Source organism: Streptomyces globosus, assembly GCF_003325375.1.
GTDB classification, from domain to species: Bacteria; Actinomycetota; Actinomycetes; order Streptomycetales; family Streptomycetaceae; genus Streptomyces; species Streptomyces globosus_A.
Genome location: NZ_CP030862.1, coordinates 5,800,835 through 5,827,134 on the forward strand (window position 1 = coordinate 5,800,835; position 26,300 = coordinate 5,827,134).

At 75.0% G+C, this 26,300-nt stretch carries 19 protein-coding genes; 11 read left to right on the forward strand and 8 right to left on the reverse strand.

The genetic code is table 11. The annotated features are described in order from the left end of the window. Positions 1 to 21 precede the first annotated feature (21 nt). Positions 22 to 480, reverse strand: coding sequence for a VOC family protein (locus tag C0216_RS25805; RefSeq protein ID WP_174250459.1), 459 nt, complete (start codon positions 478 to 480; stop codon positions 22 to 24). Positions 481 to 621: 141 nt separating this feature from the next. Between C0216_RS25805 and C0216_RS25810 the strand changes: the two genes are divergently transcribed. From C0216_RS25810 to pepN, 4 genes are all read left to right on the forward strand, one after another. Continuing rightward, positions 622 to 1,191, forward strand: a complete 570-nt coding sequence (locus C0216_RS25810; protein WP_114057590.1) for a CGNR zinc finger domain-containing protein — start codon at positions 622 to 624, stop codon at positions 1,189 to 1,191. 274 nt (positions 1,192 to 1,465) lie between these two features. Then, positions 1,466 to 4,795, forward strand: a complete 3,330-nt coding sequence (locus C0216_RS25815) for a S8 family serine peptidase (RefSeq protein WP_114058911.1) — start codon at positions 1,466 to 1,468, stop codon at positions 4,793 to 4,795. Positions 4,796 to 5,003: 208 nt separating this feature from the next. Next, on the forward strand, positions 5,004 to 6,035 hold the full coding sequence (locus tag C0216_RS25820) for an aspartate-semialdehyde dehydrogenase (protein WP_114057591.1): 1,032 nt from the start codon (positions 5,004 to 5,006) through the stop codon (positions 6,033 to 6,035). A gap of 140 nt (positions 6,036 to 6,175) precedes the next feature. After that, positions 6,176 to 8,761, forward strand: a complete 2,586-nt coding sequence (gene pepN / locus C0216_RS25825) for an aminopeptidase N (protein WP_114057592.1) — start codon at positions 6,176 to 6,178, stop codon at positions 8,759 to 8,761. Between the two features lie 87 nt (positions 8,762 to 8,848). Here pepN and C0216_RS25830 read toward each other — a convergent pair whose 3' ends face one another. The 4 genes from C0216_RS25830 to C0216_RS25845 form a co-directional block, all read right to left on the reverse strand. Then, positions 8,849 to 9,766: a LysR family transcriptional regulator gene (locus C0216_RS25830; protein ID WP_114057593.1), complete on the reverse strand. Its 918-nt coding sequence runs from the start codon at positions 9,764 to 9,766 to the stop codon at positions 8,849 to 8,851. Positions 9,767 to 9,776: 10 nt separating this feature from the next. After that, the gene (locus C0216_RS25835) at positions 9,777 to 10,727 is read right to left on the reverse strand and encodes a DMT family transporter (RefSeq protein ID WP_114057594.1); all 951 of its coding nucleotides are present in this window, start codon (positions 10,725 to 10,727) and stop codon (positions 9,777 to 9,779) included. Positions 10,728 to 10,762: 35 nt separating this feature from the next. Further along, entirely contained in the window at positions 10,763 to 11,707 is a 945-nt protein-coding gene (locus C0216_RS25840) for an EamA family transporter (RefSeq protein WP_114057595.1), read from the reverse strand. Between the two features lie 71 nt (positions 11,708 to 11,778). Further along, positions 11,779 to 13,110, reverse strand: coding sequence for an MFS transporter (locus C0216_RS25845; RefSeq protein ID WP_114057596.1), 1,332 nt, complete (start codon positions 13,108 to 13,110; stop codon positions 11,779 to 11,781). 104 nt (positions 13,111 to 13,214) lie between these two features. On the opposite strand from C0216_RS25845, the gene C0216_RS25850 reads away from it, so the two are divergent. Further along, positions 13,215 to 13,709 carry a MarR family winged helix-turn-helix transcriptional regulator gene (locus tag C0216_RS25850; protein ID WP_114057597.1) on the forward strand — a complete coding sequence of 165 codons (495 nt, stop codon included), beginning with the start codon at positions 13,215 to 13,217 and terminating at the stop codon, positions 13,707 to 13,709. Between the two features lie 185 nt (positions 13,710 to 13,894). On the opposite strand, the gene C0216_RS25855 is transcribed toward C0216_RS25850, so the two are convergent. Both C0216_RS25855 and C0216_RS25860 read right to left on the reverse strand, forming a co-directional pair. Further along, complete coding sequence (locus C0216_RS25855; protein ID WP_114057598.1) at positions 13,895 to 14,131, reverse strand: hypothetical protein; 237 nt, start codon at positions 14,129 to 14,131, stop codon at positions 13,895 to 13,897. A 20-nt stretch (positions 14,132 to 14,151) separates the two neighbouring features. Further along, positions 14,152 to 16,212 carry a 4-alpha-glucanotransferase gene (locus C0216_RS25860; protein ID WP_114057599.1) on the reverse strand — a complete coding sequence of 687 codons (2,061 nt, stop codon included), beginning with the start codon at positions 16,210 to 16,212 and terminating at the stop codon, positions 14,152 to 14,154. 328 nt (positions 16,213 to 16,540) lie between these two features. On the opposite strand from C0216_RS25860, the gene C0216_RS25865 reads away from it, so the two are divergent. Beyond that, the gene (locus C0216_RS25865) at positions 16,541 to 19,555 is read left to right on the forward strand and encodes a beta-N-acetylglucosaminidase domain-containing protein (RefSeq protein ID WP_114057600.1); all 3,015 of its coding nucleotides are present in this window, start codon (positions 16,541 to 16,543) and stop codon (positions 19,553 to 19,555) included. Positions 19,556 to 19,652: 97 nt separating this feature from the next. Continuing rightward, positions 19,653 to 20,456, forward strand: coding sequence for an alpha/beta fold hydrolase (locus tag C0216_RS25870; protein WP_114058912.1), 804 nt, complete (start codon positions 19,653 to 19,655; stop codon positions 20,454 to 20,456). Positions 20,457 to 20,566: 110 nt separating this feature from the next. On the opposite strand, the gene C0216_RS25875 is transcribed toward C0216_RS25870, so the two are convergent. Next, a complete protein-coding gene (locus tag C0216_RS25875) occupies positions 20,567 to 21,106 on the reverse strand; it encodes an HNH endonuclease (RefSeq protein ID WP_114057601.1) in 540 nt (179 codons plus the stop codon). Positions 21,107 to 21,366: 260 nt separating this feature from the next. On the opposite strand from C0216_RS25875, the gene C0216_RS25880 reads away from it, so the two are divergent. The 4 genes from C0216_RS25880 to C0216_RS25895 all read left to right on the forward strand — a co-directional run bounded on the left by C0216_RS25880 (position 21,367) and on the right by C0216_RS25895 (position 26,214). Then, a complete protein-coding gene (locus C0216_RS25880) occupies positions 21,367 to 22,464 on the forward strand; it encodes a mechanosensitive ion channel family protein (RefSeq protein ID WP_114057602.1) in 1,098 nt (365 codons plus the stop codon). Between the two features lie 171 nt (positions 22,465 to 22,635). Continuing rightward, positions 22,636 to 23,865, forward strand: a complete 1,230-nt coding sequence (locus C0216_RS25885) for an ROK family transcriptional regulator (RefSeq protein ID WP_114057603.1) — start codon at positions 22,636 to 22,638, stop codon at positions 23,863 to 23,865. Between the two features lie 43 nt (positions 23,866 to 23,908). Then, positions 23,909 to 25,180 carry a 6-phospho-beta-glucosidase gene (locus tag C0216_RS25890; protein ID WP_114058913.1) on the forward strand — a complete coding sequence of 424 codons (1,272 nt, stop codon included), beginning with the start codon at positions 23,909 to 23,911 and terminating at the stop codon, positions 25,178 to 25,180. An 8-nt stretch (positions 25,181 to 25,188) separates the two neighbouring features. Further along, the gene (locus tag C0216_RS25895) at positions 25,189 to 26,214 is read left to right on the forward strand and encodes an N-acetylglucosamine kinase (protein WP_114058914.1); all 1,026 of its coding nucleotides are present in this window, start codon (positions 25,189 to 25,191) and stop codon (positions 26,212 to 26,214) included. Positions 26,215 to 26,300: the final 86 nt, after the last annotated feature.

The window sequence follows — 26,300 nt, forward strand, 5'->3', positions numbered from 1 at the left end:
GACTGCCTCCTGTCAGGCCGGCTAGAAGAACCCGCAGGTGGGGGCTCCGGGGGTGGGTGCGGGGGCGCCGTGGGCGCCGGTGGGCACCGAGATTTCGAGGCGGGTGCCGTCCGGGTCGTGGAAGAAGATCCCGCCGGAGGCGGTGCCCTCGCCGTGGGCGACGACCCCGTCGTGGGCGAAGGGGGTGCCGAGCTCGCGCAGCCGGGCCTCGTGGGCGCGCACCTCGTCGATCCCGGAGGCCGTGAAGGCGAGGTGGTGCAGTCCGGCAGCGGCGGGGGCGTACCCGCCTTCGGCCTGCTGCCACAGGGTGAGGACGAGTTCGCCGTCCCGCCCGAGGAAGGCGAAGCGGCGGCCGTCCTCCTTGCCCTCGCCGAGCGGCTCGAAGCCGAGGGCGTCGCGGTAGAAGGCGAGCGAGCGGTCGAGGTCGGTGACGTTCAGGCCGACGTGGCCGGTGCGGAGCGTGCTGATGGCAGCCGTCACGGCTGTTCCCCCTTCGACAGGGCCGGCGGGCCCCCGCCGGCGTTCTAACCATCTAAATTGAAGTTAACGGTTAGATACGGGGGGCGTCAACCGTCCGCGTACGCTGGGGGGGTCGCTCGGCATGCGAGGAGGAACGGCTACATGGCCACAGCGGAGGCGGCGGACCCGCGCCCCCTGACCGGCGAGCCGATCGCCCTGGACCTGCTGAACACGCGCTGGGTGCAGGACGGCGCGCCCGTCGACCTGTTCGCCGGTGCGGCCGGGCTGACCCGCATGGAGGGGCTCGCCGTCTGGCTGCGCGCCGCCGGCCTGGCCGACCGCTTCCGCGCCGACCCGTCGACCCTCGTCCACCTGCTGACCGCGCGCGAGGCCATCGCCCGCGCCGTGGCCGACCCGGCGGACGCCGGAGCGCGCGCCCTGGTCGACGCCGTGCTGGAGCACGGGCGCATCCGGCCGACGCTGGGCGGGGAAGGCCCGGGCGAGCGGCCCGAGTTCGACGACCCGTCGTGGGGGCCGGCGTGGACGGCCGCGTACGGCTACCTGGAGCTGCTGCGCTCCGGCCCGGAGCGGATCCGCAAGTGCGCCTCGGCGAGCTGCGTGCTGCACTTCCACGACACCTCGCGGGGCGGCACCCGCCGCTGGTGCTCGATGGCCGCCTGCGGCAACCGCGCCAAGGCCTCGCGGCACTACGCGCGCACGCGCGAGCGCTGAGGCGCCGGAAGTTGTCACACCCGGGCGGGCACTGACCGCGCCCCGCTGACCCCGACAAGGTCGGGAAGTCGACAAATCCACTCCCTGGAACCGGCGGTTCGCCGGCTTATGCCCCGCTACGGCCCCGATGGCGGGAAGTCCGAGCTGGCGAGAGTGCGCCATGCCAGGTCTCGGTAAATGACAGGCCTCCCCAAACAGCGGGCAGTTAGGCAAAGCTGACCGGTCATCCGGCACCGAAATCCGGACCGTATCTTTCACTTATCCAGGGATGCTGATGACCTTCGAATCCCCCAGTTCGATATCCGGGGCCCGGCGCGTCGCGCGCGTCGCGGCCGCGGCGGGTCTGGTGGCCGCTCTCGCGGGCGCGGGCGCCATGCCCGCCTTCGCGGAGCCGGCCCCCGGCACCGGTGCGGCGGGCACCGGGCCGGCCGTCAAGTCCGCCGACCAGAAGCTCGGTTCGGCCGACGCCGAACTGCTGCAGGAGGCCAAGGCCAAGGGCGAGGCGACCGTCACGGTCATGGTGGCCACCGCCCCCGGCCAGACCAAGCAGGTCACCGACCAGATCGCGGCCGTCAAGGGCGCCTCGGTCGGGCAGGCCAACGACAAGCTCGGCTACGTGCGTGCCACCCTGCCCACCGGCAAGGCCGAGGCCGCGCTGAAGGCGGCCTCCAAGCTGTCCTCCGTCCACGCCATGGACCTCAAGCACGAGATCCGGCTGCCGGACCCGCGCCCCGACGCGGGCAGGGAGTCCGGTGCGGGCAAGAAGACGGCTCCGGGCAGCTTCGCGGCGCCGGACAAGAACACCCCGGCGAAGAACCCGTACAACCCGTCCTTCGAGACCGGCTCGGTGGACTTCGTCGCGAACAACCCCCAGGCCGACGGCCGCGGGGTGACCATCGGCATCCTGGACTCGGGCGTCGACGTCGCCCACCCCGCCCTGCAGCAGACCACCACCGGCGAGCGCAAGATCGTCGACTGGGTCACGGCGACCGACCCGATCACCGACAACGACGGCACGTGGCGCGCGCAGATCACGCCGGTGACGTCCTCCGGCGGCAGCTTCGCCGCGGGCGGCCAGAGCTGGAAGGCCCCGGAGGGCTCCTTCCAGTGGAGCCGCTTCAGCGAGTCGATCACCGCCAACGGCGACATGAAGGGCGACGTCAACCGGGACGGCGACACCACCGACCGGTTCGGCATGCTCTACGACCCGGCCGCCGGCACCGTCCGCGTCGACACCGACCAGGACGGCGACTTCACCAACAACGAGCCGATGAAGCCGTACAAGGACGGCTTCCAGATCGGCTGGTTCGGTACGGACAACCCGGCGACCGCGGTCGCCGAGCGCATCCCCTTCGTGATCCAGATCCGCAAGGACGTCCCGATGGACCCGCTGGGCGGGGACTGGGTCGGCAAGAAGGCCGACTTCGTCAACATCGGCATCATCGAGTCCGAGCACGGCTCGCACGTCGCCGGCATCACCGCGGCGAACGGCCTGTTCGGCGGCAAGATGAACGGCCAGGCGCCCGGCGCCAAGCTCGTCTCCTCGCGCGCCTGCTCCTGGTCGGGCGGCTGCACCAACGTCGCGCTGACCGAGGGCATGATCGACCTCGTCGTCAACCGCGGCGTGGACATCGTCAACATGTCGATCGGCGGCCTGCCGGCGCTGAACGACGGCAACAACGCCCGCGCCGAGCTGTACAAGAACCTCATCGACACCTACGGCGTCCAGCTCGTCATCTCGGCGGGCAACGAGGGCCCCGGCGTCAACACCATCGGCGACCCCGGCCTCGCCGACAAGGTCATCTCCGTGGGCGCGGCGGTCTCCAAGGAGACCTGGGCCGCCAACTACGGCTCCGGCGTGGACAAGAAGTACGCCATGTTCCCGTTCTCCTCGCGCGGCCCGCGTGAGGACGGCGGCTTCACGCCGACCCTCACCGCCCCCGGCGCGGCCATCAACACCATCCAGACCTGGCTGCCCGGCGCACCGGTGAAGGAGGCGGGCTACGACCTGCCGGCCGGCTACGGCATGCTCCAGGGCACCTCGATGTCGTCGCCGCAGGCGGCCGGCGCGGGCGCGCTGCTGCTCTCCGCCGCCAAGCAGCACAACATCAAGCTGACCCCGGCGGCCCTGCGCATCGCGCTCACCAGCACCGCCAAGACGATCAAGGACGTCCCCGCGCACGCGCAGGGCGCCGGCCTGATCGACGTGAACGCCGCCTGGGAGTCCGTCCAGCGCGACGCCAAGGCCAACGACTTCACCGTCAAGGCGCCGGTCGACACCGCGATCGACCAGTTCCTGAAGACCCCGGGCTTCGGCACGGGCATCTACGACCGCGAGGGCGGCCTGAAGGTCGGCAAGAAGAAGGTCTACAACGTCGTCGTCACCCGCACCACGGGCGTGAAGTACGGCACCCGCCACAACCTGAGCTGGCGGAACAACGACGGCACCTTCAAGGTCATCGGCGGCTACGACTACGTCACCCTGCCGCTGAACAAGCCCGTCACGATCAAGGTCGAGGCGAAGGCGAAGACGGCCGGCGTGCACAGCGGCATCCTGCAGCTGGACGACGAGAACACCGAGGGCATCGACAAGCAGGTCCTGGCCACGGTCGTCGCCGCGGCCCCGCTGGCGAAGCCGTCGTTCACCTTCTCGGACACCTCGTCCGTGCAGCGCAACAGCCACAAGTCGTACTTCGTCACCGTGCCGCAGGGCGCGAAGTCCCTCGAGGTCGCCCTCGGCGGTCTCGCGGCGGGCAGCCAGACGCGCTTCATCTCGATCCACCCGTACGGCCTGGGTGTCGAGGACAGCTCCACCACGCAGTGCTACCCGAACTACGACAACCCGGCGAACAAGTGCCGCCCCGACCTGCGCTCGTACGAGAACCCGCAGCCGGGCGTCTGGGAGATCGAGGTCGAGTCGCGCCGCACGTCGCCGCTGCTCGACAACCCCTTCAAGCTGGACGTGAGCATCCTCGGCGCGGCCTTCGACCCTGCGGTCCAGGTCCTGCCCGAGGTGAAGCAGGGCACCCCGGCGCCGGTCCAGTGGACGGTGAAGAACGACGCCGCGGCCATCTCCGGCGGCAAGCTCCAGGGCGGTTCCCTCGGCTCCGCGAAGGTCGCCAGGCCGACCATCGCGGACGGTGAGCAGCAGACCACGACGGTGACCGTCGGCGAGGGCGTCTCGCGCCTCGACGTGGCCATCGGCAAGACCTCGGACACCGGCGCCGACCTCGACCTCGACGTCTTCAAGGACGGCGTGAAGGTCGGCTCCTCCGCCGACGGCGACTCCGAGGAGACCGTGAGCCTGGTGAACCCTGGCGCCGGCACCTACACCATCGTGGTCACCGGCTACGCGGTTCCGGCCGGCTCCACCGCGTACGACTACCGCGACGTGTACTTCTCCTCCGCCCTGGGCTCCGTCCAGGTCGACGAGAACGCCGCGGTGAACCTCGCGAACGGCGCCTCGGCGAGCGTCTCGGCGAACGTCGTGGCGGGCAGCCCGGCGCCCGAGGGCCGGCAGTTCTTCGGCGAGGTCAAGCTGCTGAACGCCCGCGGCACCGCCGCCGGCACCGGCAGCGTCCAGATCGAGAAGGTCGCCTCCTGACCTGACCGTGTGGCGAAGGGGCGGGTGCCGACGGCGCCCGCCCCTTCCGCTTGCCCCGCCGCCGCGCCGGGACCAGCCCCGACCTGCGCAGACGTCCGCCGAGCCCGGAACATCGTCCGCTCCTCGGACAATGGATTGGACAAGCCTTGTGGGGTCGAACGCATGATGGCTCCACGCGCCCGAGTCGTACGCACCAAAAGGAGTCACCGTGAGGGTTGGAATCGTCGGAGCCACCGGCCAGGTCGGCGGAGTCATGCTCAGCATCCTGGCCGAGCGCAAGTTCCCGGTCGACGAGCTGCGCCTCTTCGCCTCCGCCCGCTCCGCGGGCTCCACCCTGGAGTGGCAGGGCCGGGAGATCACCGTCGAGGACGCCGCCACGGCCGACTACAGCGGCCTGGACATCGTGCTGTTCTCCGCGGGCGGCGCCACCTCCAAGGCCCTCGCCGAGAAGGTCGCCTCCCAGGGCGCCGTGGTGATCGACAACTCCTCCGCCTGGCGCCGCGACCCCGAGGTGCCGCTCGTCGTCTCCGAGGTGAACCCCCACGCGGTCGCGAACCGCCCCAAGGGCATCATCGCCAACCCGAACTGCACCACCATGGCCGCCATGCCGGTGCTGCGCCCCCTCCACGACGAGGCCGGGCTGGAGGCGCTGATCGCCACCACCTACCAGGCCGTGTCGGGCTCCGGCCTCGCCGGCGTCGCCGAGCTCGACGGCCAGGTGAAGCAGGTCGCCGAGCGGGCCGCCGAGCTGGCCCACGACGGCGGGGCCGTCGACTTCCCGGAGCCGGGCGTCTACAAGCGCCCCATCGCCTTCAACGTGCTCCCGCTGGCCGGCTCGATCGTGGACGACGGCTCCTTCGAGACCGACGAGGAGCAGAAGCTCCGCAACGAGTCCCGCAAGATCCTGGAGATCCCGGACCTGAAGGTCTCGGGCACCTGCGTGCGCGTCCCCGTCTTCTCGGGCCACTCCCTCCAGGTCAACGCCCGCTTCGCCCGCCCGATCAGCGTGGAGCGCGCCTACGAGCTGCTGAAGGACGCGCCGGGCGTCGAGCTGTCGGAGATCCCGACCCCCCTCCAGGCCGCCGGCAGGGACGCCTCGTACGTGGGCCGCATCCGCGTCGACGAGACCGTCGAGCACGGCCTCGCGCTCTTCCTCTCGGGCGACAACCTGCGCAAGGGCGCCGCGCTGAACGCGGTGCAGATCGCGGAGCTCGTCGCCGAGGAGCTCGGCCGGTCCTGACTCCGGCGCGCAGGGGTGGTGCCGGGTGCCGGTGCCACCCCTGCGGCGTACCCGGGGCGGCGGCTTCGAATCCGCCGGGTGGAGACCGCTGCGGCATGCAAGGATGACCGCGAACGTCACCATCGAAGGAGATGAAACGCGTGCCTGGCACGAATCTGACCCGTGAAGAGGCTCAGCAGCGGGCGAAGCTGCTCAGCGTCGATTCGTACGAGATCGACCTCGATCTGAGCGGCGCGCAGGAGGGCGGTACGTACCCCTCCGTGACGACCGTGCGGTTCCAGAGCGCCGAGGCGGGCGCCGAGACCTTCATCGACCTGGTCGCCCCGGCCGTGCACGAGGTCGTCCTGAACGGCAAGTCCCTGGACGTCGCCGCCGTCTTCCGGGACTCCCGCATCCGGCTGCCGCACCTCCTCCAGGGTGCCAACGAGCTGAAGGTCGTCGCGGACTGCGCGTACACCAACACGGGCGAGGGCCTGCACCGCTTCGTCGACCCGGTCGACCAGCAGGCCTACCTGTACACCCAGTTCGAGGTGCCGGACGCGCGGCGTGTGTTCGCCAGCTTCGAGCAGCCCGACCTGAAGGCGACGTTCCAGTTCACGGTGACGGCACCCGAGGGCTGGACGGTGGTCTCGAACTCGCCGACGCCGGACGCCGCCGACGTCAAGGACAACGTGTGGCGCTTCGCGCCCACCCCGCGGATCTCGACGTACATCACGGCGCTCGTCGCCGGCCCGTACCACGCGGTGCACAGCACGTACGAGGGCCCGGACGGCCAGGTCGTGCCGCTCGGCATCTACTGCCGCCCCTCCCTGGCGGAGTTCCTGGACGCCGACGCGATCTTCGACGTGACGCGGCAGGGCTTCGACTGGTTCCAGGAGAAGTTCGCCTACGACTACCCGTTCGCCAAGTACGACCAGCTGTTCGTGCCGGAGTTCAACGCGGGCGCGATGGAGAACGCGGGTGCGGTCACCATCCGCGACCAGTACGTCTTCCGCTCGAAGGTGACGGACGCCGCGTACGAGGTGCGCGCCGAGACCATCCTCCACGAGCTCGCGCACATGTGGTTCGGCGACCTGGTCACCATGGAGTGGTGGAACGACCTGTGGCTGAACGAGTCGTTCGCGACGTACACCTCGATCGCCTGCCAGGCGTACGCGGAGGGCTCGAAGTGGCCCCACGCGTGGACCACCTTCGCCAACTCGATGAAGACGTGGGCCTACCGGCAGGACCAGCTGCCCTCCACGCACCCGATCATGGCGGACATCCGCGACCTCGACGACGTCCTGGTCAACTTCGACGGGATCACCTACGCCAAGGGCGCGTCGGTCCTCAAGCAGCTTGTCGCCTACGTCGGCATGGAGGCGTTCTTCAAGGGCGTGCAGGCGTACTTCAAGGCGCACGCCTTCGCCAACACGCGCCTGTCGGACCTGCTGGGCGCCCTGGAGGAGACCTCCGGCCGCGACCTGGCCGCCTGGTCCAAGGCATGGCTGGAGACCGCCGGCATCAACGTCCTGCGGCCGCGCATCGAGACCGGCGCCGACGGCGTGATCACCTCCTTCGCGGTCAGCCAGGAGGCCCCGGCGCTCCCCGCGGGCGCCCAGGGCGAGCCGACGCTGCGCCCGCACCGGATCGCGATCGGCCTGTACGACCTCGACGGCGGCCGCCTCGTGCGCACCGACCGGATCGAGCTGGACGTCGACGGCGCGCTCACGGAGGTGCCGGAGCTGGTCGGCCGCGCCCGCCCGGCCGTCGTGCTGCTGAACGACGACGACCTCTCGTACGCCAAGGTGCGCCTCGACGAGGTGTCCCTGGCGAACGTCACGGCGCACCTGGGCGACTTCACCGACTCGCTGCCCCGCGCGCTGTGCTGGGCGTCGGCGTGGGACATGACCCGCGACGGCGAGCTCGCGACCCGCGACTACCTGGCGCTGGTCCTGTCGGGCATCGGCAAGGAGTCGGACATCGGCGTCGTGCAGTCGCTGCACCGCCAGGTGAAGCTGGCCCTCGACCTGTACGCCGACCCGGCGTGGCGCGAGGAGGGCCTGGCCGCGTGGACCGAGGCCGCGCTGGAGCACCTGCGCGCCGCGGAGCCGGGCAGCGACCACCAGCTGGCGTGGGCACGGGCGTTCGCGGCGACGGCCCGCACCGAGGAGCAGCTGACCTACCTGAAGGCCCTGCTGGACGGCGTGGCCGAGATCGAGGGTCTGGCCGTCGACACCGAGCTGCGCTGGGCGTTCCTGGAGCGGCTGGCGGCGACCGGCGTCTCCGACGAGGCGGCCATCGCGGCCGAGCTGGAGCGCGACCCCACGGCGGCCGGCGAGCGCCACGCGGCGACCGCGCGGGCGGCCCGCCCGACGGCCGAGGCGAAGGCCGCGGCCTGGGCTTCGGTGGTGGAGTCCGGCGACCTCCCGAACGCCGTGCAGGAGGCGGTGATCGGCGGGTTCGTCCAGGCCGACCAGCGCGAGCTGCTGGCCCCGTACACGGAGAAGTACTTCGCGGCGGTCAAGGGCGTCTGGGACAGTCGCAGCCACGAGATCGCCCAGCAGGTCGCGGTCGGCCTGTACCCCTCGCTGCAGGTGTCGCAGGGCACCCTCGACGCGACGGACGCCTGGCTGGCCGCGGCCGGGCCGAACGCGGCCCTGCGCCGCCTGGTCTCGGAGTCCCGCTCGGGCGTCGAGCGCGCCCTGAAGGCACAGGCCGCCGACGCGGCCGCGGGCCGCGCCTGACGCGCACGCAGGTCTGCCGGTGCCCCGGCCCCGCCCACGGCGGGGCCGGGGCACCGGCGCGTACGGGGCCGGGGCGGCGGGTCCGCCTCAGGCGGGGTCGGCGGACGCCCGGCGGGCAGCCGCCTCCCGCAGCGCGTCCAGGGCCCGGGCGACGGCGGGCGAGGCCTCCGCTCCGCGGCGGGTCGCGGCGATGACGTGCCGGGTGGGCCGGTCGCGGGCCAGGACGCGGACGGCGACGCCGCCGGCCCGGCCGGACACCATGCGCGGGACGAGGGCGACGCCCATCCCGGCCTCGACCATGGCGAGGATCGCGGTCCAGCCGGCCGCGGTGTGCGCCTGCTCGGGGACGAAGCCCGCCGCCTCGCAGGCCGTGCGGGCGATCTCCTGCCAGGGCCCGCTGCCGCCGTAGATCCACGGCTCGCCGGAGAGGTCGGCCAGCCGGAGGTCCGGCGCGTCCGCGAGCGGGTGGTCCCGCGGGAGGGCCACGTCGAGCGGGTCCTCCAGCAGCACCATGCGGCTGAAGCGGGTGTCGCGCGCGGTGGGGGCGTGGGCCGCGAGCGAGAGGGCCAGGTCGACCGCTCCGGCGGAGAGCAGCTCGTACGACTCGCCGGCCTCGGTCTCGCGGACGCGCACCTCCAGCCCGGGCCGGGTCTCGCGCAGGATCGCGACGGCCGGGACGACCAGGGCGGGGACTGCGGTGGAGAAGGCCCCGATGCGGACCTCCCCGGTGTCGCCGGCGAGGTATCCGGCGAGGTCGGCGTCGGCCCGTTCGAGCTGGGCGAAGACGGCGTCGGCGTGCCGCAGCACGAGCCGGGCGGCGTCGGTCAGCCGGACCCGGCGGCCGCGCGCCTCCAGCAGCGGGACGCCCAACTGCCGGGCGAGCCCCGCCAGCTGCTGCGAGACGGCCGAGGGCGTCAGGTGCAGTGTCCCGGCTGTCGCGGTCACGGTGCCCTGTTCGGCCAGGGTCCGCAGGATCCGCAGCTTCTTGATGTCCCACTCGGTCATGGGCCCGAACCTACCGCCGGGCCCCCATTGCGACGCCGCCGAGGATCAGCGCCATGCACAGCAGCTCGGCGGGGCCGGTGCGCTCGCCGAGGAGCAGCAGGCCGAGCCCCGCGGCGCACACCGGCTGGAGGTGGTAGACGGCGCCGGCGCGGGCCGGGCCGATCAGTGTGACGGCCTTGTTCCAGGCGAGGAAGGCGACCGCGGAGGACATGACGCCGACGTAGAGGAGCATGCCGGCCGTGCCCGGGGTGGGGGTGAAGCCGCCCTGGAGGTGCAGGGAGACGGCGTAGGCGGGGGCCAGCATCAGCGCGCCGAGGACGAAGGTGGTCAGGAGGAAGGCCAGGCCGCCGAGTTCGGCGGGCGCACGGCGCAGCAGGGCGCTGTAGGTGGCGAAGGAGAGGGCGGCGGCGAGCATCCAGAGGTCTCCGGCGCCGAAGCGGGGGATGGGGAAGCCGTCGCCGACGAGGAGCAGGACGCCGGCCAGGGCGGTCAGCAGCCCGGCGGTGCGGCGCGGGCCGAGGCGTTCCCCGCCGGCGCGGGCGTAGAGGGCCATGACGACCGGCGAGGCGGCCATGATCATGCCCATGTTCGCGGCGGAGGTGGTCAGTCCGGCCTGGTGGACGAGGGTGTTGTAGAGGGCGACGCCGAAAAGGGAGGCGAGTGCGGTGTGCGCCAGGTGCCGGCGGATCAGGTGCCGCTGCCGCCATGCCTGCCGGGCGGCGAACGGGGCGACGGCCGCGGCGGCGATGATCCACCGCCAGAAGACGGCCTGGACGGGCGGGACGGTGTCGGCCATGCCGCGGGTGGCGACGAAGCTGCCGGACCAGACGACCGTGGCGGCCAGGGCGAGGAGTACGCCCGGCCCGGCCGCGCGGGCGGCGGCGTCGCGCAGTGGGCGGGCGGCGCGGGCGGCGCAGGCGGGCGGGGGCGGGGTGGTGCGGGTCCGGTCCGTGACGGCCACGGGTCGTCTTTCCTTCCGGTGGGGGCGGTGTGCCCCTACCGTCGCACCGGCCGATTCATCAGGTCCATCGAAAAGTTTCGACCGTTCTTTTCAGCAGAACTGAACGATCCGCCTGCGCGGGCGGAGGCTCGGGCTGCGAAGATCTGCCCGGCGACCGTTGCGCCGAAGGCGAGGGCCATCCCGGCGAGCTGCACGGGGGTGAGGTCCTGCCCGAGGACGGCCCAGCCGATGGCCGCGGCGGTCAGCGGGGACAGCGGGCCGAGCAGGGTGACGGAGGTGGCGCTGAGCTGTCCCATGCCGCGGAACCAGAGCCAGTACGCGATCCCGGTGTTGACCAGCATCATGTAGCCGTAGCCGAGGAGGGCCCGGCCGTCGAGCGCGGGCGGAGCCCCTTCGGCGAGTGCGGCGAGGGGGGCGATGGCGAGCCCGCCGGCGGTGAGCTGCCAGCCGGTGGCGGCGAGCGGGCCGACGCCTGCGGGGCGCCCCCAGCGCTTGGTCATCACGGTGCCGGCGGCCATGGACGCGGAGGAGACGACTCCGGCGGCGATGCCGAGGGCGTCGAGGCGGGCCTGAGCGGTCAGGACGACCATGCCGACCCCGAACGCGGCGGCGATGGCGGCGAGGACGGTCCGGAGCTCGGCGCGCTCGCCGAGCAGGACGGCGGCGAGCCCGACGACGAAGAGCGGCCCGGCCGAGCCGAGGACGGCGGCGACCCCGCCCGGTAGGCGGTAGGCGGAGAGGAAGAGCAGCGGGAAGAAGGCCCCGATGTTGAGGGTGCCGAGTACGGCGGACTTCCACCACCAGCTGCCCGAGGGGAGGGTGCGGGAGAGCGCGGTCAGCAGCAGTCCGGCGGGCAGGGCCCGCATGGCCGCGGTGAACAGGGGCCGGTCGGGCGGCAGGAGTTCGGTGGCGACGGCGTAGGTGGAGCCCCAGGAGACCGGGGCGAGGGCGGTCAGGGCGAGGGTGGCGGGGCGGTTCACGGCGGCTCCTCGGGAGGCGGAGGGGACCGGCGGGCTCGGTGCCGTCGGCGCGGTGGTGCGGCGGCCGCGGGTCAGGGCCGGGCGGACAGCGGCCGGCCGGTGCCCCCTGCCGGGGCTGCCGGGGCTGCCGATGCGGGAGGCCGGGGCGGCTCGGGGTGCACGGCGTCCGCCGGGAGGTGCCGCTCCAGGCGTACGAGCGCGAGCGCGCACCCGGCGGCCGCGGCGGCGAGGACGCCCCAGGGCAGCCGGCCGTCGACCGCCGTCAGGGCGGTGAACAGGGACGGGGCGAGCGCCGTGGCCAGCGAGTACGACAGTTGGTAGGTGGCCAGGTAGCGCCCGCGGACCGCTTCGGGCGCGGCCGAGACGGACAGGGCCCCGGCGGAGGGGCTGTGCACGAGTTCGCCGAGGGTGTAGACCACGACGATGGCCAGCAGCGCGGCAGCGGTCGCGGACTGGCCGGGCCGGACCGTGCCGAGCACGGCCTGCCCGGCGAACGCGGCGGCGAAGAGCAGCGCGCCGAGCGCAGCCGAGCGGGTGCGGCGGGCGCCGGAGCGGCGGACCCGGGAGGCGACGAGGACGCCGGCGCCGGCGCACAGCGCGGTGTTGACGGTGAACGCGGCGCCGGTCAGCGAGTCCGGGCCGTGCAGCCACGTGGCGATGTACAGCGGGAACAGCACCGACAGGGCGGCGTAGCCGAGCGCGGCCAGGAAGTTCGCGGCGGTCAGCCCGAGGAAGGGCCGGTCGCGCAGCACCATCCGGTATCCGGCCGGGGTCCGGGCGGCCGCGGCGGCCGGGCCCGCGCCGGCGGCGGGGCGGACCCGCGTGACGAGGAGCCCGGCGAGGGCGAAGGCGAGCGCGTTGCCCCAAGCGGTGTGCGAGAAGGCGGCGGTGCCCCAGACCCCGAGCACTCCGGAGACGATCAGCGCGCCCGCGCCCATCCCGGCGTTCTGCAGGGCGCGCAGGGAGGCCTGGAGGCGGTCGCGGGCGGATCCGCGGGCCACCTCCCCGATCAGGGACTGCTGGACGACGGGGAAGGACCGGTCGGCCAGCGCGGTCAGGAGGGCGACCGCGGCGAAGGCGGCCGGGGAGTGGGCGAAGGGGTAGAGCGCGAATCCGGTCGCCCGTACCGCGTAGAGGAGGAGGTTGACGCGCTTGGCCCCGAACCGGTCGACGGCCGCGCCGGCCGCCGGCATGAAGGCGAGCCCGGCGAGCCCGGTGGCCGTCAGCACGAGGCCGACGACCGCGAAGGAGAGGCCGGTGACGTGGTGGAAGAAGACCAGGGAGAAGGGGACGTACATGCCGATCCCGACGGCGCTGATGCCGATCCCGGCGAGCAGCGGCCGCTCCCCCGGGAGCCGGTCCTGCCGTCTGCGCCGCCGCTGCCCCGCCTGCCCGCCTGCCATGGTTCCCCCCGAAAATAGATCGACAGCAAGTAGCTTACTTGCAAGCTACTTTCGGTCAAGCAACATTTTTGCGGGCGGTCGGCCCGACGGCCGATACTGCGGACATGAGCGAGGTCAGCAAGGACGCCGTCGACGCGATCATCGACCAGTGGGCCGCGGTGCGCCCGGACCTGGAGACGGCCCCCATGGCCCTCTTCGGCCGGATCTTCCGGATCGACCGGGCCATGGGCGACGCGATGGAGCGCGCGTACGCCCGGTACGGGCTCACCCGCGGGGAGTTCGACGTCGTGGGGACGCTGCGCCGCTCAGGCGAGCCCTACACGCTGTCGCCGCGGCAGCTCTCCGCCACGCTCATGCTGACCTCGGGCGGCATGACGGGCCGCCTGGACAAGCTGGAGAAGGCGGGGCTGCTGTGCCGCAGGCCCGACCCGCACGACCGGCGGGGGCTCCAGGTCACCATCACGGACCGGGGACTGGCCGTCGTCGACGAGGCCGTGGCGGCGGGCCTGGAGGTGCAGCGCGCGGCGCTGTCGGGCCTGGACGAGGAGGAGGCCGCTGTACTGACCGGCCTGCTCCGCAAGCTCCTGGCCGGCATCTGAGGGCGGCGGCCGGGGCGGCCCGGGCGCCGCGGAGCCCGTACGCGGGTACGCCGGAGCGCCGGAGGTCCGCACCGCCGCCGGGCGTCTCGCACCGGCAGGGGGACCTCCGGCGCCCCGGAAGCCTGCCGGGCAGCCCCGGCCCCGCAGGGGGCCGGTTCCGCCCGGCTGGTTCAGTTCGAGTCCGCTCAGCCCTGCTGCTGCTTGCGGGACTTGTCGCCGACCATCACGAGGCCCGCGATGGCCAGGAACAGGACCACCGGCAGCACGACGAACACGCCGAGGGTCTCGGCCAGGCTGATGCCCTGGCCCGGGTCGTCACCGTCGTCGCGGGTCAGCGCGAGCGCGGGAGACGTCATCAGCAGCATCATCAGCGTCGTTCCGGCCGTGACGGCGCCGGCGCGCAGGGCGTTCTTCTTGTCCACGGTGCAAACGTAGCGAACACCTAAACGGGGCGCGCGTCCGGGGGTGCCGTACGGGCGGGCCCGCCCTCCCGCAGGGCGTCCAGCAGGGCGTTCGCCCGCGCCGACGCGGCCAGCGCCTCCAGCGTGAGGGGCCGCCCGTCCGCGTCGGCGAGCGGCAGCCGCCAGTTGGGGTACTGGTCCCAGGTGCCGGGGAGGTTCTGCGGCCGCCGGTCGCCGACCGCGTCCGGGAGCCATACGCCGACCAGCCGGGCGGGGGTGCGCAGCAGGAACCCGTACAGGGCGGCGACGGCAGCCTCCTCGTCCTTGGTGTCGAAGCCCTCGTCCGCGAGCAGGTCCAGCCACTGCGCGGTGTCTGCGGCGTCCTCCGCCCGCTCACGCTCCACGGGGCGCGTCAGCAGCCCCAGCCGGTCGCGCAGCTCCACGTGCGCGCCGGCCAGCTTGGCGGCGGTGGGCGGCAGGTCGTGCGTGGTTGCCGTCGCCAGGCAGCCGGCCCGCCAGGCGTCGGCCGGGAGCGGGGCGCCGCCGCCCGTCCAGTCCCGTTCGAACCACAGCACGGAGGTGCCCAGCACACCGCGCCGGGCCAGGGCCCGGCGGACCTGCGGCTCGACCGTCCCGAGGTCCTCCCCGACGACCGGGGCGCCCGCCCGGTGCGCCTCCAGGACCAGCACCGCCAGCATCGCCTCGCCGTCGTACGCGACGTACGTGCCGTCGGCGGGCGGCGCACCCTCGGGGATCCACCAGAGCCGGAACAGGCCCATCACGTGGTCGATGCGGAGCGCGCCCGCGTACCGGAGCACCCCGCGCAGGAGCTCGCGGAACGGGGCGTACCCGGCGGCGGCGAGCAGGTCGGGCCGCCACGGCGGGAGGCCCCAGTCCTGGCCGCGGGGGTTGAAGGCGTCGGGCGGGGCGCCGGCGCTCGCGTTCCCTGCGTACAGGGGCTGCCCGGCGGCGTCCGAGCCGTCGGGGTGCACCCCGACGGCGAGGTCGTGGACGATGCCGACGGCCATGCCGGCCTCGCGCGCCGCCTGCTGGGCGGCGGTGAGCTGGGTGTCCGTCAGCCAGACGAGCCAGCGGTGGAAGTCGGCCGCGGCGGCGGGCGGGGCGCCTGCCGGGCCGCCGGTGCGGGCGGCGCACCAGGCGGCGTGGCGGTCGAGGGCCGCGCCGTGCACGGTGCGGAACTGCCGGTAGGCGGCATCCCGTTCGGGGGTGCGGGGGGCGGCGTACAGCAGCTCCAGAGCGGCGCGCTTGAGCTCCCAGACGGCGTCCCGGTCGATGAGGGCACCCTTCTCCAGGACGGCGCGGCGCAGTGCGGCGCCGCGGGCGGCGAGTGCGGCCAGGGCCTCCTGGTCGGGGCAGGCGGCGTACTCGGGGAGGTCCTCGATCCGCAGGTGGACGGGGTCGGGGAAGCGGCGCGTGGCCGGCCGGTACGGGGAGGGGTCGGTGGGGCTGCCGGGGACGGCCGCGTGCAGCGGGTTGACCTGGACGAAGCCGGCGCCGTGGGTGCGGCCGGCCCAGCGGGCGAGCGCGGCGAGGTCCCCGAGGTCGCCCATGCCCCAGGAGCGTTCGGAGAGCAGGGAGTACAGCTGGACGAGCAGCCCGTGGGCGCGCTCCGGCACGGCGGGTGCCCGCTCGGGGGCGACGATCAGCGTCGCGGCGGCGGTGCGGCCGTCGGGCGCCTCGGCGCGCACCCGGTGCACGCCGAGCGGCGGCAGGACCGCGGGGTCCCAGTCGTACGGGCCGGCGGAGCCGGCCGCGGCCGCCCCGCCCTCCGCGGGGACACCGCCCTCGGCGGCCCCCTCGGGCTCCAGTCGGGTCCGGGTCCCACGGGGCAGCCCCGCCAGCTCACGGGGCGCCGCCGATCCGGCCCACCAGACGAGGACGGGCGGCAGCAGCCGCTCGGCGGCGTCCCGCTCGGCCGCGGCGAGCGCCTCCCGCACCTGCTCGGGGGTGCCGGCGGGCACACCCAGCAGGCCGAGGACCGCGACGACCGTCTCGCGCGGCACGTCGACGGTGACGCCCTCAGCGGGCCGGTAGTCGGTGGCGACGCCGTGCAGGGCCGCGAGCCGGGCGAGTTCGTCCATGGAGGTCACCGGTGTCCCTGTGGTCGGCCGCCGGCGGCGGCCGCCGCGGCGGGGGTGGTGGGCCCGCCGGGCGGGGCGGTGGGGGCGGCGCCGGCCGGCGTAGCGGATTCCACGGTTCTGCCTTCCCGTTGCTGCGGGCGGATGGTGAGGGTGGGTCAGCGATCCGTCGCGCGGCGCGGCTCGACACCGCAGCCATACCCAGCGGACGGCCCGGCATTCCTGGCGGTTCCGGGTCAGATCACCCGCTCGCATTGACACTCCGGCCGCACGGGTGGTGGGCTCGGGCTCATTCGTACGAGCGCCGGCGAACTCGGGACGGGGAGGCTTCGTGCAGCTCAGGGGCAGGAAGCGGAACACTGCCGTGGCCATCGCCGTCATCGGCACGCTGCTCGGCGGCGCCGTGGCGGCCGAGCACCAGGGGCTGCTGTCGACGGCCGGCGCGCCCTCCCCCGACCAGGCCGGCAGCGGGGCCAAGGGCGCACCCGGAGCGGCGGCCGGAGCCCCGGCGGGGAACCAGCCCGGGCCGCTGCTCGACCCGGGCGCCGTCGCCCCCCGCAGCCCCGCCGAGGGGCCCGGCGTGTGGCCGCGCCCGCAGTCCATGGCCGCCGACGCGGCGCGCGAGGTGCCGCTCGGCGAGCAGGCCGTTCTGGTCGCCGCGCCCGACGCCGACCCCTACGCCGTCGGCGTGGTGCGCACGGCGCTGCGCGCCGCGGGCGTGCGCGTCCTGCACGAGCCCGCACCCGGCGCGCCGCTCCCCGCGGCCGGGACCGTCGTACGGCTCGACGGGCGCGGCGCCGAGGAGGCGCTGCGGGCCCTCGGCGCGTCCGAGGTCGGGGACCTGCCGAAGGGCGGCTACCGGCTCGCCGTCGGCAAGACGGGCGGCCGGAGCACGGTCGCCCTGGCCGGCACCGGCGAGGACGGCCTCTTCCACGCGGCGCAGACACTGCGCCAACTCCTCGCGGCGGGCGGCGGGAAGGTCCCCGGCGTACTGGTGCGGGACTGGCCGTCCGCCCCGGTGCGCGGGATCACCGAGGGCTTCTACGGGGAGCCGTGGACGCATGGGCAGCGGCTCGCCCAGCTCGACTTCATGGGCCGCACCAAGCAGAACCGGCTCCTCCTCGCCCCCGGCGACGACCCGTACCGCACCACGGAGTGGCGGGCGGAGTACCCGGCCGCGCAGCAGGAGCAGTTCCGGGAGCTGGCCGGCCGGGCCCGCGCGAACCGCGTCGTGCTGGGCTGGGCGGTCTCCCCGGGGCAGTCGATGTGTCTGGCCTCGGCGCAGGACCGGGCGGCGCTGGCCCGCAAGCTCGACGCGATGTGGGAGCTGGGCTTCCGGGCGTTCCAGGTGCAGTTCCAGGACGTCAGCTACTCGGAGTGGGGCTGCCGCGCGGACCGGGTGCGCTACGGCTCGGGTGCCGCGGCCGCGGCGAAGGCGCATGCCGAGGTCGCCGGCGAGCTGGCCGCGCACCTCGCGGCGAAGCACCCGGGGGCGGCGCCGCTGTCGGTGCTGCCGACGGAGTACCACCAGAACGGCGCGACCGCGTACCGGACCGTCCTCGCCGAGCGGCTGGACGGGCGGGTGGAGGTGGCCTGGACGGGTGTCGGCGTCGTGCCGCGCACCATCACCGGCCGCGAGCTGTCCGGCGCCCGCGACGCCTTCGGGCAGCATCCGCTGCTGACGATGGACAACTACCCGGTGAACGACTGGGATCCGGGCCGGATCTTCCTCGGACCGTACACGGGGCGCGAGCCGGCCGTCGCGGGCGGATCGGCGGGCCTGCTGGCCAATGCGATGCCGCACGCCTCGCTGTCGCGGATCCCGCTGTTCACGGCCGCCGACTTCGCGTGGAACGCGAGCGGCTACCGGCCCGGCGACTCCTGGGCGGCCGCCGTGGCCGACCTGGCCGGGCCCGACGCGCGGGCCCGGCAGTCGCTGGCCGCGCTCGCCGGGAACTCCGCCTCGTCGGGGCTCGCCCAGCCGGAGTCCGCCTATCTGCGGCCGCTGGTGGACGAGTTCTGGCAGGGCCGTGCCGCGGGCGACCCGGCGGCCGGGAAGCGGCTGCGGGCCGCGTTCACGGCGATGCGGGAGGCGCCGGAGCGGCTGCCGGGGCTGTCCGCCGAGGGCGGGCCGTGGCTGGCGCGGGTCTCCGCGTACGGCGCGGCCGGCGAGCTGGCCGTGGACCTGCTGCGCGCCCAGACCCGCGGGGACGGCGCGGCGGCCTGGCAGGCGTCGCGGGCGCTGGCGGAGGCCCGCCGGAAGCTGGCGGAGCCGGCCTCGGCGCGGGTCGACAAGGCGGTGCTGGACCCGTTCCTCGCCAAGACGGTCGAGGAGGCCGACGCCTGGACGGGCGCGGCCCGGGAGACCGGCACCGTCTCCCGGGAGCCGGGCGCCTGGACGGTCCGCCTGGACGGGGTCCGGCCGGTGTCGGCGGTGACGGTGATGACGGATCCGCTGCCGCAGGGTGCGCGGGGCGGGGCGGTCGAGGTGCACGTCCCGGGCGAGGGCTGGCGCAAGGTGGGCGACGCCTCGCCGACCGGCTGGACTCAGGCCGACGCGGGCGGGGTGCGGGCGGACGCGGTCCGGCTGTCCTGGGCCGGGGCGGCTCCGGTGGTGCACCGGGTGGTGCCGTGGCTGGCGGACGGGCCGGAGGCCTCGTTCGAGCTGCCCGAGTCGGTGGACGTAGAGATCGGCGGGGCGGCGCGTACGGTGACGGCCGAACTGTCGGCGCTGCGGCCCGGCGAGGTCCGAAGCCCGCTGTCGGCGGCGCCGCCGCAGGGCGTCGAGGTGCGGCTGCCCGCCGAGGTGCGGGCGCCGCGCGGGACGCGCGTCCAGGTCCCGGTGTCGGTGTCGGTCGCTGCGTCCGTGCCGGCGGGCGTGCACCGGGTTCCGGTGGTGTTCGCGGGGCAGACCCGGGTCCTGGCGGTCCGGGCGGTGCCGAAGACGGGCGGGCCGGACCTCCTGCGCTCCGCGCGGGCGTCCTCGTCGGCGAACGAGACACCGGCGTTCCCGGCCTCCGCGGTGATCGACGGTTCGGCGGCCACCCGCTGGTCGTCCCCGCCGGTGGACGGCGCCTGGTGGCAGGCGGAGCTGGCGGCTCCGGCGCGGCTGGGGCTGCTGGTCCTGCACTGGCAGGAGGCGTACCCGTCGGCCTACCGGGTGGAGACGTCGATGGACGGGACGTCCTGGCACCGTGCGGCGGCGGTGGCGGGCTCGAAGGGCGGCACCGAGTCGGTCAGGCTGGATCCGGCGCAGGCCCGGTTCGTCCGGGTGACCTGCGAGAAGCGGGCGACCAAGTACGGGTGCAGCCTGTTCGCGGCCGAGGCGTTCGCGGTCGTCCCCTGACGGATCCGCCCGGGCCCGGCCCCGTGGCCCGTACCGGCCGGATTCCGGCCGCAAACCGCCTTCCACCGGCCTCGTGCCGCCCGCCAGACTGGCGATCATGGACGTGATGCTGCCGGTGCAGGACGGCGAGGTGTGGGCCGAGGACTCGGGCGGCGCGGGCCGCGGCGGGCTGCCGCTGGTCCTGCTGCACCCGGGCGTCGGGGACTCGGCGGTCTGGGATCCCGTCCTGCCGCTCCTCGCCCCCGGCCACCGGGTGGTCCGCTACGACGCGCGCGGCCACGGCCGGTCGCCCGCGCCGACGGCTCCGTACTCCCAGGCGGAGGACCTGGCCGCGGTCCTGGACCGGCTCGGGGTGGGCCGGGCGGTGCTCGTGGGCTCCAGCATGGGCGGCGCCACCGCACTGAGCCTGGCCCTGGCCGCCCCGGAGCGGGTGGCGGGACTCGCCCTGTTCGTGCCCGGGGTCACGGGGGCCGAGGGCCTGACGCCGCCCGGCTTCTTCGAGGAGGTGGGCCGGCTGGCGGCCGCCGGGGACATGGAGGGCATCGTCCGACTGGGGCTGCGGATCTGGGGGCGGGCCGGGGGCGGCACCCCCGAGTCCGATCCCGTCGCGGCGGCGCAGCTGCGCGGCGCGCTGCCGGGCTGGTTCGCCGCGGCCGGCCGGCTGCGGGAGGACGCCCCGGCCTTCGACCGGCTCGCGGAGGTCCGCGCCCCGGCGCTGGTCGCCCTCGGGGAGCAGGACCAGGCCGAGGTGGTGAGGTGCAACGAGGAGATGGCGGCCCGGATCCCCGGCTGCCGCCTGGTGCGTCTGGCGGGGTGCGACCACTACCCGTCGCTGCGGGTGCCGCAGGCGGTCGCCCGGCTGGTGGACGAGGCCCACGCCGCGGCCGCCTCCGCAGCCTGAGCCGCGCGGCGGCAGCGCCCGTACCCGGCCCGGCGTACGTGCCGGGTCGGGTCCTGTCGGGTCCGAGCTGGTCTGGTGCGGCGTGGTCCGGTGTGGTCGCCGGGCGTGCGTCAGGAGGCGGCGACCGCGCCGATGCGGTCGAGGGCGTCGTCGGCCCCGTAGGGCTGGAGGTAGGGCATCCACCGGGGGTCCCGGTGCCCGGTTCCGATGATCCGCCAGGCCAGGCCCGACGGCGGGGCGGGCTGGTGGCGCAGCCGCCAGCCGAGGTCGACCAGGTGACGGTCGGCTTTGACGTGGTTGCACCGGCGGCAGGCGGCGACCACGTTGTCCCACACGTGCTGCCCTCCGCGGCTGCGCGGGATCACGTGGTCGACGCTGGTGGCCACGCCGCCGCAGTACATGCAGCGGCCGCCGTCACGCGCGAACAGCGCACGCCGGGTGAGTGGAACGGGCCCCCGGTAGGGGACCCGCACGAAGCGCTTGAGCCGAACCACGCTGGGCGCGGGGACGACCCGGGTCGCGCTGTGCAGGAAGGCGCCCGATTCCTCCAGGGAGACCGCTTTGTTCTCCAGGACGAGGACGAGCGCGCGGCGGAGCGGTACGACGCCGAGCGGCTCGTACGACGCGTTGAGGACCAGGACGTGCGGCACGGACTGCCTCCTTGTACGCCGGCGGCGCGTGGCTCGCGCCGGGACGATCTGCTATCCAGTCTCTCCTTACGGCTGGTCGAAACGCCACCATGCACCCGTAACGGGTCCGAGGTGTTTTCGGCCACACCCCACTTCTCCCCAGGTGAGCCTCGTCTCTCCCCCGAACAAGGCAACAAGGTCACCCGAATGCCCCGATAGTGTGGAAGGGCTGTTCCGCATTCCGTTCCGCGGGCAGACCGTGACACCTGGAGGTTCCCGCCGTGCCCTGGCCCGCAGCCCATCTGCCGCTGGCAGCCGCCACTCCGGATCCGGCGGCGTCGGTGCAGGAAGCGCACGAGAGCGTCACGAACGCCGCGAGCTTCATAGAGGAGAACTGGGCCGGGTGGCTGTACCTGGGCCTGAAGATCCTGCTCATCGTGGTGATCGCGATGGCGCTCCGCTCGGTGGTCCGCAAGTCGCTGACCAAGCTGATCACGCGGATGAACCGGGGTGCCGAGGCCGTCGAGGGAACCGCGCTGGGCGGACTGCTCGTCAACGCCGAGCGGCGGCGCCAGCGTTCCGAGGCGATCGGCTCGGTCCTCCGCTCGGTGGCCTCGTTCCTGATCCTCGGCACGGCGAGCCTGATGGTGCTCGGCGCCCTGGACATCAACCTCGGCCCGCTGCTCGCCAGCGCCGGTGTGGCCGGTGTCGCGATCGGTTTCGGCGCGCGGAACCTGGTGACGGACTTCCTCTCCGGCGTCTTCATGATCCTGGAGGACCAGTACGGCGTCGGCGACAAGGTCGACGCGGGTGTGGCCTCCGGCGAGGTCGTGGAGGTCGGCCTGCGCGTCACCAAGCTGCGCGGCGACAACGGCGAGATCTGGTACGTGCGCAACGGCGAGATCAAGCGGATCGGGAACCTGAGCCAGGGCTGGGCGACGGCGACCGTGGACGTCCAGGTGAAGCCGACGGAGAGCCTCCCGCGGATCCGCGAGGTCGTCGCCGGCGTCGCCGACGCCATGGCGAAGGAGACCCCGTGGGACGAGCGGCTGTGGGGTCCGGTCGAGGTGCTCGGCCTGGACGAGGTGCTGCTGGCGTCGATGACGGTGAAGGTGTCGGCGAAGACGATGCCGGGCCAGCAGTTCTCCGTCGAGCGCGAGCTGCGCTGGCGCATCAAGGAGGCCTTCGACGAGGCCGGCATCGGGATCGTCGGCGGCCTCCCGGCCGCCGGGGAGGAGGAGCCCGCGGCCGATCCGGCCGCCTCGGTGGCGCCGCCGTCGGCCCTGGCCAACCCGACCTCCCCGCAGTCCCAGGCGACCGCGCCGATTCCCCCGGGCGGCGGCGTGCCGTCGGCCGGCGCCCCCCGGATCACCAAGTAGGGCCCGGCCCCGGCTTCTCCCCGGCTTCCCCGTTCTCCCCGTTCTCCCGCCGCCCCCTCCGCATCCTGCGCCGAGGGGGCGGCGGCGTTTGCGGGCCGCGCCACCGTTGACACGCCTCCCCGTCCGACAGGAAACTTTCCCAACAGTTGCCCTGAGCAAGGGAGAGCGCCCATGGCCGGCCCGGCCCCCGGAACGCCCGGCGTGCTGCGCGCCATGAACGACCGTGCTGCGCTCGACCTGCTGCTGGCGCACGGCCCCCTCTCCCGCACGCGGATCGGCAGCCTCACCGGCCTCTCCAAGCCCACCGCCTCCCAGCTGCTGGCGCGCCTCGAAGCCGCCGGGCTCGTCGTGGCCGCCGGCACCACCACCGGCCGGCCCGGGCCCGGCGCCCGCCTGTACGGAGTCAACCCGGCCGCCGCGCGCGTCGCCGGACTGGACGTCACACCCGACCGCATCACCGCCGCCGTCGCCGACCTGACGGGCCGGGTCGTCGGCAGCAGCGAGGTCCCCTGCGCCGGGAGCGGCGGCCCGGCCGGGCAGACCTCCCGGGCCCTGGACGGCGCGCTGGCCGCCGCCGGGCTCAGCCGCGGCGACCTGCGCCGCGCGGTGATCGCCCTGCCCGGATCCTTCGACCGGCGCACCGGCATCCTGCGCCACGCAGGCCACCTGCCGGACGGGTGGCAGTCCCCCGCCCTGCCGGAGGAGCTGGCCGCGGCGCTGTCCGTACCGGTCGGCTACGAGAACGACGTGAACCTCGCCGCGGTCGCCGAACAGCGGCTCGGCGCCGCCCGCGGACACGACGACTTCGTCCTGCTGTGGAACGGGGCGGGCCTCGGCGCCGCGGTGGTGCTCGGCGGGCGGCTGCACCGCGGCCGGACGGGCGGGGCGGGCGAGGTCGGGTTCCTGCCCGTGCCCGGGCGGCCGCTGGTCCGGCAGGCGGCCCGAGCCGGCGCAGGCGGCTTCCAGGACCTCGCCGGCGCCGGCGCGGTGGTCGCCCTGGCCGCCGGGCTCGGCCTCGCGCCGCCCCCGGCCGGCGGGCCCGCCGCCGGAGCCGGCGGCGCGGCGCAGGCCGCCGCGGCCGCCGCGCTGCTGCGGCGCGCCGCCGCCGAACCCGAGGGCGCGCAGCTGCGGCTGCTGCGGCGGTACGCCACCGCGCTCGCGACGGGACTGGCCGCGCTGGTCGCCGTACTGGACCCGGAGCTCGTCATCCTCTCCGGCGCGGTCACCGACGCCGGCGGCGCGGCCCTGCGCGACCTGGTCCAAGCCGAGCTGGCCGACCTCGCCCCCTCCGCGCCCCGCCTGGTCCCGGGGGGCGTGCGCGAGCGGCCGGTGCTGCGCGGCGCCCTGGAATCCGCCCTGGCCACCACGCGCGACGAGGTCTTCGACACCTCGCGCCGCTGACCCCGTACCCCTCCACCGGAGTGAAAGGCTGGCGAACGTGACCTTGAAACTGGCAGTGGTGGGCGGCGGGTCCACCTACACGCCCGAGCTGATCGACGGCTTCGCGCGGCTGCGCGACACCCTCCCGATCGCCGAGCTGGTGCTGGTCGACCCCGCTGCCGACCGCCTGGAGCTCGTCGGCGGCCTGGCCCGCAGGATCTTCGCCCGGCAGGGCCACCCCGGCCGCATCACCACCACCGCCGACCTCGACGCGGGCGTCGACGGCGCCGACGCGGTCCTGCTGCAGCTGCGCGTCGGCGGGCAGGCGGCCCGGCTCCGCGACGAGACGTGGCCGCTGGAGTGCGGCTGCCTCGGCCAGGAGACCACCGGCGCGGGCGGCCTCGCCAAGGCGCTGCGCACGGTCCCCGTGGTCCTGGACATCGCCGAGCGGGTGCGCCGCACCAGCCCCGGCGCCTGGATCATCGACTTCACCAACCCGGTCGGGATCGTCACGCGCGCCCTGCTGGACGCCGGCCACAGGGCCGTCGGGCTGTGCAACGTCGCCATCGGGCTCCAGCGCAGGTTCGCCGCGATGCTCGGCACGGAGCCGGCCGAGCTGCACCTCGACCACGTGGGGCTCAACCACCTCACCTGGGAGCTCGGCGTCCGCAAGGGCGGCCCGGACGGCGAGGACCTGCTGCCCGGCCTGCTCGCCGACCACGCCGACCGCATCGCCGCGGAGCTGAGGCTGCCGCGGGAGGTCCTGGACCGGCTCGGCGCCGTCCCCTCCTACTACCTGCGCTACTTCTACGCGCACGACGAAGTGGTCCGGGAGCTCGGCGCGAAGCCCTCCCGGGCCGCCGAGGTGGCCGCCATGGAGCGGAAGCTGCTCGCCCTGTACGCGGACCCCTCCCTCGACGAGAAGCCTGCGCTGCTGGCCTCGCGGGGCGGGGCCTTCTACTCGGAGGCGGCCGTGGACCTGGCGTCGGCGCTCCTGGGCACCGGGGCCGGCCCCGGATCGGTGCAGGTCGTCAACGCCCGCAACCGGGGGACGCTGCCCTTCCTCCCCGACGACGCGGTCGTCGAGGTGCAGGCCCGGGTCGACGGGTCGGGGCCGGTTCCGCTCCCGGCGCCGCGGCTCGACCCGCTGTACGCGGGGCTGGTGGGACACGTGGCCGCGTACGAGGAGCAGGCGCTGGAGGCGGCGCTGCGCGGCGGACGCGACCGGGTGTTCCGGGCGCTGCTGGCGCACCCGCTGATCGGCCAGTTCGACCGGGCGGCGGGGCTCGCGGACCGGCTGCTCGCGCACAACAAGGAGTACCTGCCGTGGGCGTGAGCCGCCCCATGGGCGCCGGGGGCGGGCCGACCGGGGCCGGGGGCGGCCCGGCGGCCGTCCTCGCTGTCGACGCGGGCAACAGCAAGACCGACGCCGCGTTGGTCGCCGCCGACGGCAGCGTCCTCGGCCGGGGCCGCTCCGGCGGCTTCCAGCCGCAGCTGACGGGGACGGAGGCGGCGGTGGACGAGCTGGAGCGGGCCGTCGCCGCGGCCGCCGCCGCAGCCGGGCTCCGCGGCGGGCCCCCGTACGCGGACCGCGTCTCGGCGTGCCTGGCGAACGCGGACTTCCCCGTGGAGGAGGAGCGGTTCGCGCGGGTGATCGCCGCCCGCCGCTGGGCCGCGGCCGACCGGGTACTCGTACGGAACGACACCTTCGCGGTCCTGCGGGCCGGGCTGGCCGGCGCGGACGCCCCGGCCGGGGTCGCGGTGGTGTGCGGTGCCGGCATCAACTGCGCGGGCATGCTGCCCGACGGCCGCACGGCCCGCTTCCCCGCGATCGGCAGGATCTCCGGGGACTGGGGCGGCGGCGTGCACCTGGCGCAGGAGGCCCTGTGGCATGCGGCGCGGGCCGAGGACGGCCGCGGCGAGCCGACCGGGCTGTCCCGGGCCCTGCCGCGGCACTTCGCCCTGGGCTCGATGGCGGCCCTGGTCGAGGCGCTGCACCTGGGGGAGCTGCCGCAGCGGCGGATCCACGAGCTCGTGCCGGTCCTGTTCGAGACCTCGGAGGCGGGCGATCCGGTGGCCGCCGCGCTCGTGGACCGGCAGGCGGACGAGGTCGTCGCGATGGCGGCCGTGGCGCTGGCCCGGCTGGACCTGCTGGGGGCGCGGGCGCCGGTCCTGCTCGGCGGCGGCGTGCTGACGGCCGGGCACCGGCGGCTCGACGCCCGGATCGCGGCCGGGCTGGCGGAGCGGGCGCCGCTCGCCGCCGTCCGCGTGGTCGAGGCGCCGCCGGTGCTCGGCGCGGCGCTGCTCGGGCTGGACGCGGCCGGTGCGCCGGTGGCCGCAAGGGCAGCGCTGCGTGCCCATTTCGGGTGAACCCGCCCGGGAGCGGCCTGCGTCTGGAACCGTGGCGGTGGCGCGGACGTATTCACGGTGAAGGCGTGGCGGAGGCGGCGCCGACC

Excerpts from the sequence above, each read along its gene's own strand:
- C0216_RS25810 (WP_114057590.1), top strand. The coding sequence starts at position 622 with ATGGCCACAGCGGAGGCGGCGGACCCGCGCCCCCTGACCGGCGAGCCG.
- C0216_RS25815 (WP_114058911.1), top strand. The coding sequence starts at position 1,466 with ATGACCTTCGAATCCCCCAGTTCGATATCCGGGGCCCGGCGCGTCGCG.
- C0216_RS25830 (WP_114057593.1), bottom strand. The coding sequence starts at position 9,766 with ATGACCGAGTGGGACATCAAGAAGCTGCGGATCCTGCGGACCCTGGCC.
- C0216_RS25845 (WP_114057596.1), bottom strand. The coding sequence starts at position 13,110 with ATGGCAGGCGGGCAGGCGGGGCAGCGGCGGCGCAGACGGCAGGACCGG.
- C0216_RS25850 (WP_114057597.1), top strand. The coding sequence starts at position 13,215 with ATGAGCGAGGTCAGCAAGGACGCCGTCGACGCGATCATCGACCAGTGG.
- C0216_RS25860 (WP_114057599.1), bottom strand. The coding sequence starts at position 16,212 with ATGGACGAACTCGCCCGGCTCGCGGCCCTGCACGGCGTCGCCACCGAC.
- C0216_RS25870 (WP_114058912.1), top strand. The coding sequence starts at position 19,653 with ATGGACGTGATGCTGCCGGTGCAGGACGGCGAGGTGTGGGCCGAGGAC.
- C0216_RS25885 (WP_114057603.1), top strand. The coding sequence starts at position 22,636 with ATGGCCGGCCCGGCCCCCGGAACGCCCGGCGTGCTGCGCGCCATGAAC.
- C0216_RS25895 (WP_114058914.1), top strand. The coding sequence starts at position 25,189 with ATGGGCGCCGGGGGCGGGCCGACCGGGGCCGGGGGCGGCCCGGCGGCC.